The organism is Paenibacillus sp. GCM10027630, assembly GCF_042676305.1.
In the GTDB taxonomy this organism is placed as follows: Bacteria; Bacillota; Bacilli; order Paenibacillales; family NBRC-103111; genus Paenibacillus_S.
Map to the genome: position 1 here is coordinate 74,870 of NZ_JBHTGY010000058.1, position 12,826 is coordinate 87,695.

General features: G+C 42.7%; 13 protein-coding genes and 1 other annotated feature. Of the genes, 3 read left to right on the forward strand and 10 right to left on the reverse strand.

Annotated elements, in window-relative coordinates; genetic code table 11:
* Positions 1-87: 87 nt before the first annotated feature.
* The 6 genes from ypeB to ACFQ0C_RS29420 form a co-directional block, all read right to left on the reverse strand.
* A complete protein-coding gene (ypeB, locus tag ACFQ0C_RS29395; protein WP_379372030.1) occupies positions 88-1,446 on the reverse strand; it encodes a germination protein YpeB in 1,359 nt (452 codons plus the stop codon).
* 109 nt (positions 1,447-1,555) lie between these two features.
* Complete coding sequence (locus ACFQ0C_RS29400) at positions 1,556-1,717, reverse strand: hypothetical protein (protein ID WP_258216001.1); 162 nt, start codon at positions 1,715-1,717, stop codon at positions 1,556-1,558.
* 47 nt (positions 1,718-1,764) lie between these two features.
* Positions 1,765-2,457 carry a glutamic-type intramembrane protease PrsW gene (prsW, locus tag ACFQ0C_RS29405; protein ID WP_379372032.1) on the reverse strand — a complete coding sequence of 231 codons (693 nt, stop codon included), beginning with the start codon at positions 2,455-2,457 and terminating at the stop codon, positions 1,765-1,767.
* 255 nt (positions 2,458-2,712) lie between these two features.
* Positions 2,713-3,957 carry a Glu/Leu/Phe/Val family dehydrogenase gene (locus ACFQ0C_RS29410; RefSeq protein WP_379372034.1) on the reverse strand — a complete coding sequence of 415 codons (1,245 nt, stop codon included), beginning with the start codon at positions 3,955-3,957 and terminating at the stop codon, positions 2,713-2,715.
* Between the two features lie 263 nt (positions 3,958-4,220).
* Entirely contained in the window at positions 4,221-4,823 is a 603-nt protein-coding gene (locus ACFQ0C_RS29415; protein WP_258215998.1) for a genetic competence negative regulator, read from the reverse strand.
* Between the two features lie 245 nt (positions 4,824-5,068).
* Complete coding sequence (locus ACFQ0C_RS29420) at positions 5,069-5,455, reverse strand: hypothetical protein (protein ID WP_379372036.1); 387 nt, start codon at positions 5,453-5,455, stop codon at positions 5,069-5,071.
* Between the two features lie 102 nt (positions 5,456-5,557).
* Between ACFQ0C_RS29420 and ACFQ0C_RS29425 the strand changes: the two genes are divergently transcribed.
* Positions 5,558-6,472, forward strand: a complete 915-nt coding sequence (locus tag ACFQ0C_RS29425) for a polysaccharide deacetylase family protein (RefSeq protein WP_379372038.1) — start codon at positions 5,558-5,560, stop codon at positions 6,470-6,472.
* A 36-nt stretch (positions 6,473-6,508) separates the two neighbouring features.
* On the opposite strand, the gene ACFQ0C_RS29430 is transcribed toward ACFQ0C_RS29425, so the two are convergent.
* Together ACFQ0C_RS29430 and ACFQ0C_RS29435 are read right to left on the reverse strand one after the other, a co-directional pair.
* Positions 6,509-6,730, reverse strand: coding sequence for a hypothetical protein (locus ACFQ0C_RS29430; RefSeq protein WP_379372040.1), 222 nt, complete (start codon positions 6,728-6,730; stop codon positions 6,509-6,511).
* Positions 6,730-7,323, reverse strand: coding sequence for a CPBP family intramembrane glutamic endopeptidase (locus ACFQ0C_RS29435; protein WP_258215994.1), 594 nt, complete (start codon positions 7,321-7,323; stop codon positions 6,730-6,732). Before ACFQ0C_RS29435 ends, ACFQ0C_RS29430 begins: the two co-directional genes overlap by 1 nt.
* Positions 7,324-7,390: 67 nt before the next feature.
* Between ACFQ0C_RS29435 and ACFQ0C_RS29440 the strand changes: the two genes are divergently transcribed.
* Entirely contained in the window at positions 7,391-8,308 is a 918-nt protein-coding gene (locus ACFQ0C_RS29440) for a hypothetical protein (RefSeq protein ID WP_379372042.1), read from the forward strand.
* A 69-nt stretch (positions 8,309-8,377) separates the two neighbouring features.
* Here ACFQ0C_RS29440 and ACFQ0C_RS29445 read toward each other — a convergent pair whose 3' ends face one another.
* Positions 8,378-8,704 carry a rhodanese-like domain-containing protein gene (locus tag ACFQ0C_RS29445; RefSeq protein WP_258215992.1) on the reverse strand — a complete coding sequence of 109 codons (327 nt, stop codon included), beginning with the start codon at positions 8,702-8,704 and terminating at the stop codon, positions 8,378-8,380.
* A gap of 244 nt (positions 8,705-8,948) precedes the next feature.
* Positions 8,949-9,213, forward strand: a binding site (T-box leader).
* 70 nt (positions 9,214-9,283) lie between these two features.
* Between ACFQ0C_RS29445 and serA the strand changes: the two genes are divergently transcribed.
* Positions 9,284-10,867 (forward strand): phosphoglycerate dehydrogenase, encoded by a 1,584-nt coding sequence (serA, locus tag ACFQ0C_RS29450; protein WP_379372045.1) that lies wholly within the window; start codon positions 9,284-9,286, stop codon positions 10,865-10,867.
* A 99-nt stretch (positions 10,868-10,966) separates the two neighbouring features.
* Here the strand turns inward: serA and ACFQ0C_RS29455 are convergent, their stop codons facing one another.
* Positions 10,967-12,826 (reverse strand): ATP-binding protein, encoded by a 1,860-nt coding sequence (locus ACFQ0C_RS29455; RefSeq protein WP_379372047.1) that lies wholly within the window; start codon positions 12,824-12,826, stop codon positions 10,967-10,969.

Sequence of the window (12,826 nt, forward strand, 5' to 3'; positions counted from 1 at the left end):
CTCTACCATTTATTATAGCATGACGAGAACAGATGGGAAGCAAAAAAAAGGAGACTCTGTAAAAGTCTCCTTCTCCTGATTCGTATTTTACGCATTACTTACTTTTTCATCATTTTGTCGAAGCCGCTCTATTTTTTCTTCAACGCCATTTTCCGCATTAATATAGATCCGGTATATTCCACCGTTGATCTTACCCATAAATTGATGACACAACACTTCCTCTTGTGTATCATTGCGAATTAAAGCCAGCGCCTCATGTTCTGTTTTAAAGTTTGGATTCAATACTTTACGTGCTTCCTCAACCGTTAATTTAGGGGCCTTCAACTGACGCTCCTTATGATCGAATACATAATCGGTTGCTTGAAGCCCTGTCACTTCACCATTGTCCAGCGCTACCTTAACAGACAGCTTGTCCAGGTAGTTGATAATGTCATTATCACGGCTTGCAAAAGTTACATTAGCTATATTGGTATACTCATCATAGCTGACTGCTGTCATATTGCCGTAGCCATGCGAATCCAGAAATTCTGCTGCAATATCTCTGGCACGGCGAATGTCCAGCTTCCTCTCCTTCACATCCCTTGTGAAAGCAAACCATAACAGCTGGCCGCCTTTTGTGCTGTAATCCAAATGAACCCCATCAGCTGAATTTTCTTTAGGTGCCGAAACGCTGAAGGAATGATATTCCGTTCCAGGACCGTTTTCAACTACTTGAAAAGAACTTGTATCTTGAACCCCAAGAAATTGGGCTGCTTTTTGTTTTATCTCCTCTGCAGTCACATTATTCCCTGATAGCATATTCATGTCATGCTTTTGAAAAACATTTAACATGGAAGGACTCCACTTGACGTCCGAATAATCGCCGACTTTCTTATCCACCGTTTGAAAGCCGTCTATGATTGCGTTATCCAGAGGCTCCTTCTGTGTAGCCAATGCCGTTTCAACATCCATCCAGCGCAAGTTATTATCAAGCACCTTGGTCTGCATGCTTCGAAGATCCGTAGAAATTTCCGATGCATGGGTATACAGCGCGTTCAACGTCTTCATCTCTTCTTCGGTCAGCGGCTGCTTTGTTAAATCACGTACAGCGGCCCGGTATGAGAAATTAGCCATATTGGCCAGAAACTCCTCGGTCTTATTAAAAGGCAGCAAAGTCAAAGGCAGCTGATTAATCTCACTTTGCGCTTGACTGGTGATCCTCCAGACGTTGATTAATCCTTTTTTATACGAATCTTGGGACATCGTATTGACTGCCAATGTATTTCCCAATTCATTATGAAGACTTTCAACATGGTACGATAAATCGTGGAAGGCTCTTTGGTATTGATTCTCCGCTTTGATCAAAATCGCATTTTTCTCCTGATGTTCTAAATAACCCCACAATCCTGCACCAACCAATGCTATAAACAAAATGGGAAACATTACAATACTTAATCTTTTATACATATTCGTGAAATCTCCCTTCATCAGCCAAACTTGGGCTTAGCTTTCGCTGAAGGAAGAAGTCTTATACACATAATCTTTAACAAACAAAAAAAGAAGCCCCGCAGGCTTCTCACATTCCATTCGTATCAATATCAAAATCAGAATCATTACTGCAGATACATTGCTTAAACCCTGTATCGATTTTGCCTTTGTCTCTTCTCCCTTTAAGCACAAAGCGTTCACCGCATTTTTTACAGCGAATAGTCACTTTGACACGATCATTTACCGTCATGCATTCCCTCCGGTTTGTTATATTAATATGCAGTATAGACAAACCGGTTATATTTTAACCTGATCCTCTGATTGAATAACTCGCAGTGGCGACTTGGAATTGGCCCGATTGACCTTCTTTAAGCTGCGTGCCCACAAAAATACCATCAACGGGATCATAAACCATACCCAATAAGATTTCGTAGTCAGCAAAATGTAATCGTATAATCCATGCCAAAAAATAGGGAATAAAATGGAATATGCCAAGTACCTTGTTTTGCGATCGGGTGTAAACTTAGATTTCCCTAAGTAATAACCCATGATGACCCCGAACATCGCATGACCGGAAACGGGAAGCAACGCTCTGGACAACAGTGAAGAAATACTCGCCGAGTTAAGAAAGGCATAAAACACGTTCTCCAAAGTTGCAAAACCAAGAGAAACGGCTACAGCATAAACAATTCCGTCATAGGGCTCATCGAAAGAAGCATGCTGATAAATTACAATATAAACTATAAACCATTTCAAAAATTCCTCTAAGCCTGCCGAAATGATAAATGAAAATACAAGCGGATCAGCGCCTAAGCCATGAGCAAAAGCCCGCTGTAGTACCATGACTGGAAAAACCAACAGTACACCGAACAAAAATAATTTCATAACCAGATGTATAGGCTCAGTATCATACCTATCCTTCAAGTAAAAATAAGCCAGCAGAGCGACACCCGGCGCAATGGCCGCCGTCAAGACTGACAAGACGCTCAACGTGTCCCCTCCGTTCCTTGGGTTTTATATGGGAAAGCAAATTTCTGACAAATAGCCATAATTCCGGATCAAAAGCAACTGCCTTCGGCCGCTGTTGAAATCGGGTTATTTTGAATTAACAGTACTCATGCGGTAATAACCCGATTCCAAAGGCGGCACGTAAACTCTACGGCAGTTACTTTGACCTCCATTATTTTCTTCGTCAGGAAAATAAGAACCCAAATAAAACCTGCCAATACTATTATAAATAAAAAATCAAACCCAGCCGCGGTAACGGGAAGCTTCGGCCATTTTCCGTACACCGACCATATAAGCGGCCAGACGCATATTAATTTTTCTTGTGATATGAACATTATAGACATTTTCAAAGCCTTTTTCCATCATTTCTTGCAATCTGGAATGCACTTCAGCTTCTGTCCAGTAATACCCTTGGTTATTTTGAACCCATTCGAAATACGAAACGACCACACCACCAGCGCTTGCCAAGACATCCGGTACTATTAGAATCCCCCGGTCCGTCAAAATTTGGGTAGCTTCGAATGTAGTTGGACCGTTGGCCGCTTCAACTATAATAGAAGCCTGAATTCGTTCAGCGTTTTCCAAAGTAATCTGATTCTCAATCGCCGCTGGAACAAGAATGTCACACTCCAATTCCAACAATTCTTTGTTTGTAATCGTTTCTTTAAACAGGTTTGTAACCGTACCGAAGGAATCACGCCGGTCCAATAAATACTCAATATCGAGACCATCCTTATTATAAAGGGCTCCATAAGCATCTGAAATACCAATGACCCTAGCCCCGGCCTCATACATAAACTTGGCTAGAAAGCTGCCCGCATTTCCGAAGCCTTGAATAACAACTCGGGCATCATGAAGAGGGATTCCCTTTTTCTTCAATGCCTGATCGATCATTATAGTAACCCCTTTGGCTGTGGCCGTCTCACGTCCATGAGAGCCGCCTAGAACCAATGGCTTGCCTGTTATAAAATTGGAAGCGTCGAACTCTCGAATACGGCTGTATTCATCCATCATCCAAGCCATTATTTGAGAGTTCGTCATAACATCCGGCGCCGGGATATCCTTGGTAGGTCCAACTATTTGACTAATAGCCCTAACGTATCCACGACTCAATCGTTCAAGCTCACGAAAAGACATCTTCCGCGGATCGCATATGATGCCGCCTTTTCCGCCCCCATAAGGCAAATCAACAATACCGCATTTTAAACTCATCCATATCGAAAGCGCCTTTACTTCGTCCTCCGTCACTTCCGGATGAAAACGAACACCGCCCTTGGTTGGTCCGACAGCATCGTTATGCTGAGCGCGGTAGCCCGTAAATATCCTGATAGAATCATCGTCCATTCGAATAGGGATTCGGACTGTCATAATTCTCATCGGCTCTTTCAGCAGCTCTACCATCGCAGAAGAATAACCAAGCCTGGTTAGTGCATCTTCGATTATTAATTGCGTAGCTTGAAGCACGTTTAAGTTTTCAGTCATCAGAACCATCCTTTGCTTCGTTAACTATTTATATGAAGAGTGTTTTCAGGTAACCTTACTATGCACATTTCATTTTCTTTAGTTCTGTATTGTTTGTATTCTTACACTTTCACGCCGCGCTGATTCATCAAGCCAGACACAAATCAAAACCCGCTGCTATTATGAGCTGCCCTAAAGGAACAGATAAGCACATGCACAGCCCAAACAAACCGCAAAAAAGCACTCCGCAAAAACAATACTGTTTTTGAGAATGCTTTGGGCAATTATTTGAAGTGTGTACAGAGTACATTAACAGCATCAGCAGCAATAACTGTTTTTCCGTATTCCTCAAGAACCGCCCGAGTTACGGAAGCTGCATCTCCATACTCCGACAGAACTGCTATGACAGCCTGGTAACCGTTCTCTTCCATATCAACGGCATCCAGCTGCAAAAACCACTTGTTCTTATAGGAGAATAAGATCCCACCATCGGTTACCATCGGCTGTAACACCTTGGCCATGCGCAAGAGGTCTTCAAAATCATGAAACACATAGGAGATTTGGTCGGACTGCTCCAATGTGACCTCTAGCTCATACATTTCTTCGACTTCCTCATCATACGATTCGCCTGAATGATGGAAGTCCATCTTGCTGCGAGTGACGATAACAACCATTCCTTGAGCGGGTAGCGCTAATACTTCGACAGCCAAAGGTCCTGAGGGATCGAATCCCAATTCGGTGTAAGCTTGATCCATCATATCACTGAACAGCTCGTGAACCTTGGGGATCTCCCTCCACATATCATCCTTTTGAATGCCTCGCTCCGTCAAGTCGTCGAATGTGAGAAAAATCCGTATCTTGTCCTGACTTAAACGCTCCATTTTCATACAGGATTCCTCCCTTGCCGCCACTTATAATAACAGCTTATGAAGTAAGGTTAAAAAGGTGTGTAAGCTTCACAGCTTGTATTCAATTATATGAGTATTATATCACAACATAACAAAAAATGTCTTGTGCTCATAAAAAAAGAAAAGGGCATAAGCGAAAAATCCGCTCATGCCCAGCATTTATGGATAAAACCAGATCTGTTATTTCATGAATGCCCTCTTTACAAGGATACGAATAAGAAGCTTTATTGCGTATGAAACGTTTCTTTTTCGTTATTATTTTGTGCTAATATATCTTGGACCGTTTCATTGAGCTTTGGATCCTTTTTGATGATTTCCTCTACTTTACCAAGCCCACTGCTGCTGTTTGTGGAGAAAGCATCTTCCTTCTTAAAAGCATTCGATGAAGACGAAGCTGTCTTATTACTCGAATGCTTGCTGCTGTCAAAAGGGCTGGTTGAGGCGCTGTCTGATGCCCCGTTGAATCTATCCTTTGCTTTATCCATCATATTTCCGACTGACTGATTATTGCTGCTGAATGCGGATAATAACATCGATTTGCTTTTATTGTTCCAATATACGACTGCGGCTGCCCCAACTAATCCACCAAATAAAAATGATCCTAATTTCATGTTATCCCTCCATTCGTATAGGTTCGAACTTATTTTTTACTATGTACGAGGGAAGCATGCATGATAAAATTAGGAAACCACCACGAATAGGAGCAACTTATAATGAACATGAAGCTTACAACACTGTTAGCCGCGATGCTGATAATGACCTCAACTGCCTGCTCGAATAATCCAGGCATTCCTGCAGCATCCCAGCAACCTGCACCTGCATCGCCACAAGTCCAAGGATCAGCTAATACGCCACAAAGTCCGGATCAGAAATCATTGCCGGAAAAACCAACGGATGCTGCCCCTGTAAAGCCTCTAGTTGATTCACAGCCTCCTTCGGCTGGCAAAGATTCTAATCAACCGGCAACTGCACCTCAACCGACGACTAAACTTTATAAAATGAATCCTAAATCTTATGACATAGTTCCAATCGATCCTACAACAACTGATAAAAAGGTAGTATTGCTCACGTTTGATGACGGTCCACGCAATAAAGAAGTATTGGAAGGCATTTTAAACACTCTGGATAAACATAAAGCCAAAGCTATTTTCTTCGTCAACGGTTATTTGGTAAAACAAAAGCCCGAGCTGCTCAAGCTAATTAAGGAGCGCGGCCAAACAATTGGAAATCACTCATGGGACCACATCGATTTAAAGAAGGAAGGCAAGGAGAAGATAGCTCAGCAGGTCGAAGATGTGCAGGCCATTGTGAAGGAGCTAACAGGCAGCGCACCCCAGTTTTTCCGCCCACCATTTGGGTCTGGTAGTGATGAGCTGCGAGCCAAAGTAAAACAAGAAAACATGCTTTATATGACATGGTCCAACGGTTCTTTGGACTGGGAAATGTCAGTCAAGAAAAATGATCCCAATAAGGTGATCAGCAATGTTATGGAGCAGTTACGAGGAGGCAGCAACATCTTAATGCATGAGCTTCCCTGGACAGAGAAAGCTTTGGACAGCATGCTCACTCAATTGGAGGAGAAGCAGTACGGCTTTGTAGACCCAGGCCTCATTGAAATAACCCCTTAATATCCCAAAGAGCTAGCATTCAAGGGGAAGCTGATTTCAGGCTTCCCCTTTCACTTTGCGCCAGCCCCAAACTAACAATCCTGCAACCAGCATTATAAATAACCACAGTAATGATCGGTAGAAAATACGGAGCCATTTTTCTTTCTCAGTTGGATGAACCGCATTGCGCGGAGGAAGAAAAGTATCATCCTCTTCTAACGATTCTTTTTTTATGTCGATTGTTTGATTATCCAAATTATGTTTTGAATTGGAAAACATTAATCTTCTCTCCTGTAACGAATGATGCAACCCATAATAAAGTCAATAACAAAATGCGCAATAATCGGTGTCCACAAGGAGCCTGTCTGAATATAAATCCACCCCAGGCCGTAGCTAATGCTAAAAACCAAGCCGGTCATAATCCAATGCTGCAAGTAGCGAATGTGAATGGCAGCAAACAAAATACTGGTCCAGTAGGGACCCCAGGAGGCTTGAATAGCACCACGGAAGAGCCATTCCTCGCAAATAGCGACAATTAACGACAATAAGGCAATATGCCATAATGGACGATTTTTAAAAATCATTTCATTAATACCGCCGTCATCCATAACTTCTGCCGGGACCCATCTCGATACAAGAATATCGACAAGCAGCACCGCCGCGGCAAAAGCAATACCCCAGATAGGAATATAAATCCCCTTCTCAAGCGATAACATGGCTCCTAACGAGGGCTTCTGAAAAAGCATAACAATACATGCTATCACAAATACGGCAAGCTGCGTAATGTATAAGTTGATCAAAAGCATTTTGTCATTTAAAGATTGAATATCCACTTTTTGAAACTTAAACGGCTTGAAATTAAATTTTTTCATCAATTATTCCCTTTTTCGACAATATCACCTATACTATCAATAGAATTTAAGATAAGGAGCTAGGGTCATGAATAAGCGGCTGTCACGTACCGATTACTTATTTGCCATCATGTTTATCTTTATGCTTGTGCTTGCTCTTGGCACCTTCTTCTTCGGCCTCAGAATGGGACAAGAACGAGCTACAACTAAGTATGAGGACCTGCTCTTCAAAAAAAATGAAGCAGCTAATGGATACTCTGCTTATCATCAACAATATTTGGTGTCCTACTATCATACCATTTATCAGCCATACAGGGAATTTCATAAGAAATGGTTTGAGAAAATCAACGAATTGGAACAAAACCGATCTGCGGACGGGGCCCTTATATTAAAAGAATTAAGTAAAATGGCTAAAGAGAAATACGATGAATTAAGCAATAAAGCAATGCCGGACTCATCTCCACTGCTCCAAGAAGCCCAACAAAATTATGCAAAGAGCCTCAAGCTCTTTCATGAAGCCTTAAACACTCTAACCGCGAGAGCGAACGGAATGCCTGGAGCTGACTTGGTTACACTAATGGATAAGGATGTATATTTATCCGAGGCCAAGCAATTTTCACTGAACTCACAAAAAAACTACTATGAATCGATCATCAAATGGAACGAAGCCGACAACCCTCAGCTAAAAAAGGTCGATGTGAATAAACCGCTTCTCCTTGCGGATTGGAGCACCTTGAGTCTGAACGTAAAGAATGATTACATAGCACAATCGCTTGCTACAGGTAAATCCTTCACATCCTTTACCCCACAGGACTTATCTGTTCGTATCGATGAAATTATATTTTCCGGGCAAGCCAAGAAAATGAATCTCAACGAGGTTCATCAAGTTATCGGCGTGCTTCTGGCAACGGAAGCAGTACGTACCGGCGATTTCATCCGCAATAAAGCGAAGTTTTATCCGACTGAAGTACTTCCACAGCTGCCTTTCTTCTCAAGTCAGAACTAACCCAAAATGAAGCCATCGTGAAGGAGCCTTGTTCCCGAAACGATGGCTTTTCATTTGTACACGAAAGCCTTAATCGTACTGGAACCCTCTGAGCATCGCAACCGCTGCCATGCCACCCTCCACATTAATTACATCCTCATACCCTTGCTCTTGTAAAAAATAGCAGACATTAGCGCTACGGACGCCATGGGCACAAATGATATATAATTTACGATCTCTTGGTAGCTGATCCAAATTACCGGGGATCGTATTCATGGGTATTAATATGGACTCTTCGAGGTGATAATATTCCCATTCCATTCGTTCACGTACATCTATGACTAAAGCATCTTCAAGCTCACCCCGATTAAGTATTCCGGTAAATTCTCTTGGTGAAATCATTTCAAATGAGTCCATATCCATCACTCCTCTTAACTGTGTTGATTGAAGAATAAACGAAAATTCATATTAGATCAACCCAAAACCATTGCTTTTCTGCTGAGTTTGCCATAAAATATGGTAGTGTTCTTAGTCAAGTCAATCTGCATTTATTAAGTACACACTGCTATTATTAATTAGGTTTTGAATAAGCTGTGACAACATTCTTCATCTATTGACACGACCTTCCAGGTCATGTTACGCTTATGAAAATTTCATTTGTAACAAAACATTGACGGAGAAAGTGTAAACCCAGTAATGCGCAGAGAGCCGATGACAGGTGCGAATCGGACATTATTGTTTACACAGAGCACTCCAGAGTTGCTGAACTGAAAGTACAGGGACATTCATTGGATACCTGTTTCCTATAGGTACAGCCGGGTAGAAACCGTTATATTTCCGGGTCTTTAACAAAGACCCATAAGGTTGCAGGTGCGAGCTTGCAGCGAATTAGGGTGGTACCACGAAAGTTACTCTTCGTCCCTTGTATACGGTAATCGTATGGGGATGAGGAGTTTTTTTGTGTTTGTGTTTAATATGAATTGGAGGTCAGTGAGAATGTATAAAGTGTTGGTTATGGATGGCATCAGCGATTTGGGAATCCAACTGCTGAATGACGCAGCTGATGTAACAGTGGATAAGAAAGCAGGTCTCTCTGAGGATGAACTGGTTGCAATCATTGCTGATTACGATGCGATGATGGTACGCAGTCAAACGAAAGTAACTGAACGTATTATGGCCGCAGCTCCTAAGCTTAAAGTAGTTGGCCGTGCAGGTGTAGGAGTCGACAACATCAACCTGGAAGCCGCTACTCAGCGTGGTATCGTAGTTATTAACGCTCCTGACGGCAATACAATCGCAACTTGCGAATTAACATTCGCGATGATGATGGCTGTTGCTCGTTCCATTCCTCAAGCTTACAAAAAAACAGTTGAAGGCGAATGGGATCGTAAAACATTCGTAGGCGTAGAGCTTCGCAATAAAGTATTGGGAATTCTCGGTATGGGCCGAATCGGCAGCGAGGTAACCAGACGTGCAAAAGTATTCGGGATGGAAGTCATCGGATATGACCCGTTCCTTACTGAAGAGCGTGCAGAGAAACTTGGCGTAAAGTTGGGTACTGTTAATGAAATAGCAGCTCAAGCCGATTTCATAACTGTCCACACACCACTTACGAACGAAACCCGACACATTATCGCACGTCCTCAATTCGAATTAATGAGAAAAGGCGTAAGAATTATTAACTGCGCCCGCGGCGGCATCATTGATGAGCTGGCATTGGTTGAAGCGATTGAGTCCGGTATTGTCGCAGGAGCTGCTTTTGACGTGTATGAACAAGAGCCGCCGCAAGCAGACCATCCGTTCTTGAATAATCCAAAGATCATTGTAACCCCTCACTTGGGCGCTTCAACTGTCGAAGCTCAAGAGAACGTGGCTATTGATGTATCTGAGGAAGTGCTTCATATCTTGCGTGATGAGCCTTTCAAAAATGCGGTTAACATGCCTCCGGTTCCGGCAACCGTTTTGAATCAGCTTCAGCCTTACTTCTCGCTTGGCGAAAAGCTGGGTCAATTCATTGGACAAACAACAGAAGGTGCTGTTAAAGAAATCGTTGTAAGTTATGCCGGCGATTTGGCAGATGTGGACACTACTCCACTTACCCGCTATATTGTCAGAGGTATCTTGTCCAACCAATTAGAGGGTGTGAATATCGTTAATGCGATGCACCTAGCCAAATCACGTGGCGTTAACGTCGTTATTCAAAAGTCAGCAGCAAGCAAAACATTTACTAATTTGCTGTCTGTTACACTTAAAACCAAAAATGAAGAACATATAGTTGCAGGTACACTACTCAGCGGTTATGGCGAGCGTATCGTACAAATTGATCAATATCCTGTAGATATCGCACCAAACGGAAATCTTCTTCTTATCTCACATAACGACAAACCAGGTATCATCGGTAGAGTTGGAACATTGCTTGGAAGCAACGATGTCAACATCGCGACCATGCAGGTAGGCCGTAAAGTGATTGGCGGTTCCGCTATTATGGTACTAACAACAGATAAGCAGACTCCAAAAGAAGTTCTAGGCCAATTGGTTCAGCTTCCTGATCTAACTCACGTAAGTGAGCTTTCCCTTTAGTAATTGGCTAAGTTAACCTAATTGTTTCACGAACAACAAGATAAAGTCGTACATTTCAACAAAAAGAGAGCCTCTGATCCTAGAATCGGAGGCTCTCTTTTAAATTTTAGGGTCTTTCAGAGGAAGAATTACGGAAAATGTCGTTCCTTGACCTACTGTGCTTTTAACCTGTACAGCTCCCTGATGTGCCTCCACAATGTTGCGAACAATAGACAGTCCCAAACCTGTCCCTCCTGAAGTGCCCCTTGTACGAGCCTTGTCAGCCTTATAGAATCGTTCAAAGATATAAGGCAAATCACTTGCAGCTATTCCATAGCCTTCGTCGCTTATTTCAATAAGAACCGCTTTCTCACCTTTATACTGAATGGTATCTGCACGCATTCCAATTGCCGCGTCTTGAGGAGTGTGCCGAAAAGCATTATCCATCAAGTTCGTCATTACCTGCTCCAGCCTGTCTTCATCTACTTCATGCAAAATAAGTTCCTGTTCCGGAAGCTCGCAGGTTAAAGAAATATTCTGGTCCTTGGATAGCACGGCAAACTTTCGGTGGATTCGTTTCATAAAGCTTCCTACATCCATCGGTCTGAAATGAAGCTCCAGATTGCCTGTTTCCATACGGGCAAGGTCCAGCAAATCTCTCACTAGCCTTCCCATCCGCAAAGACTCATCATGAATAACCTGAGCAAGCTCCTGGCGCTCTTCAGGCGTTGCTGCGATATCATCGAGCAGTGCCTCGCTGTATCCTTGGAGCATCGATAAAGGCGTTCGCAGCTCGTGGGATACATTAGCCACGAAATCCTTGCGCAGCTTATCCAGCCTAAACTCCTCCGTAACATCACGAAGCACAGCTACAACGCCACGTACAGCATCTCTCGAATACAAAGGCGCCATTACAACGGACCAAACTTCGTTTTGGACATGGAGCTTGGAAGATATCTCGTGAGCCCCGCTAATCACATCATCAAACAGCATTTTCATCGGTTCAGGTATTTTTCCATCCTGCACTTCCAAAGATGAAATGACAGATCCCTCGTTCTTCAAATCATCATTCCATTGAATCTCGTTCCACTCCGTAATAATCTTATACCCTTGCGGATTGGTAAGAATCACATTTCCATCTGCATCAAAAGTGACTACTGCGTCCGTCATACTTCGCAGCACGCTCGACAGATGTTCTTTTTCATGACTTAAAGCCTTAATTGTATCCGATAGCTCCTCACCCATGCGGTTAAAGGTTTTGCCGAGCTCTCCAATTTCATCGGTAGATGCTATCGGAACTCTTGTACCGTATTCGCCATGTGAAATCAAATCCGCCGCTTTCTTAAGACGCAGCAGAGGCTGGGTAATTTTCGTAGAAAGAAAGAAGGTGAAGAAGGTGGTCATCAGAAACCCGATAACCCCAACATAAGCAAACACTCGCTTTACATAAGCTTGCGTGACCTCCACCGATTGAGTGGATTGATATACTATAGCGGCGCCGATAATATTTTGCTGAGCGCTGTCCTTTAATGGAACTGCAACAGCTGAATATTGGCTATTCGTATACTGCTTCTTCCCCCCTGATGTTCCAGCAACCTGGTTATCTATCGACTCACCAGCGAACACAGCTTGAAGCGATTGCTTGGTAAAAAAATCATCATAATGCAAATCATTCAAATTGCCATTATCGTGAAAAGTGTTCAATTGCTTTAAATCGGTATTAATAATAAATACATTCGCTTCCTGCGCGCTCAATAAATCATTGACCAGGTTTATATAACGGTCTTCTTCCATATGACTTGAAATGCCGCTTGCAACTTTGGCAGCAAGCCTGTGCAAGTTTTCCGTTTGATCCTGTGACTTAGGAAAGGACGTTTCGATATATTGACTAAGAAATAAACCTAATACAACCAATATTACAGCAACCAATCCAATAATGGTCAGCCATAGCTTTCCTACTACGCTTTTTAAAATAAACAC

Bases quoted from the DNA above. Each gene is read 5' to 3' on its own strand.
- ypeB (WP_379372030.1), bottom strand. From the start codon at position 1,446: ATGTATAAAAGATTAAGTATTGTAATGTTTCCCATTTTGTTTATAGCA.
- ACFQ0C_RS29400 (WP_258216001.1), bottom strand. From the start codon at position 1,717: ATGACGGTAAATGATCGTGTCAAAGTGACTATTCGCTGTAAAAAATGC.
- ACFQ0C_RS29410 (WP_379372034.1), bottom strand. From the start codon at position 3,957: ATGACTGAAAACTTAAACGTGCTTCAAGCTACGCAATTAATAATCGAA.
- ACFQ0C_RS29415 (WP_258215998.1), bottom strand. From the start codon at position 4,823: ATGAAAATGGAGCGTTTAAGTCAGGACAAGATACGGATTTTTCTCACA.
- ACFQ0C_RS29420 (WP_379372036.1), bottom strand. From the start codon at position 5,455: ATGAAATTAGGATCATTTTTATTTGGTGGATTAGTTGGGGCAGCCGCA.
- ACFQ0C_RS29425 (WP_379372038.1), top strand. From the start codon at position 5,558: ATGAACATGAAGCTTACAACACTGTTAGCCGCGATGCTGATAATGACC.
- ACFQ0C_RS29430 (WP_379372040.1), bottom strand. From the start codon at position 6,730: ATGTTTTCCAATTCAAAACATAATTTGGATAATCAAACAATCGACATA.
- ACFQ0C_RS29435 (WP_258215994.1), bottom strand. From the start codon at position 7,323: ATGAAAAAATTTAATTTCAAGCCGTTTAAGTTTCAAAAAGTGGATATT.
- ACFQ0C_RS29440 (WP_379372042.1), top strand. From the start codon at position 7,391: ATGAATAAGCGGCTGTCACGTACCGATTACTTATTTGCCATCATGTTT.
- ACFQ0C_RS29445 (WP_258215992.1), bottom strand. From the start codon at position 8,704: ATGGACTCATTTGAAATGATTTCACCAAGAGAATTTACCGGAATACTT.
- serA (WP_379372045.1), top strand. From the start codon at position 9,284: ATGTATAAAGTGTTGGTTATGGATGGCATCAGCGATTTGGGAATCCAA.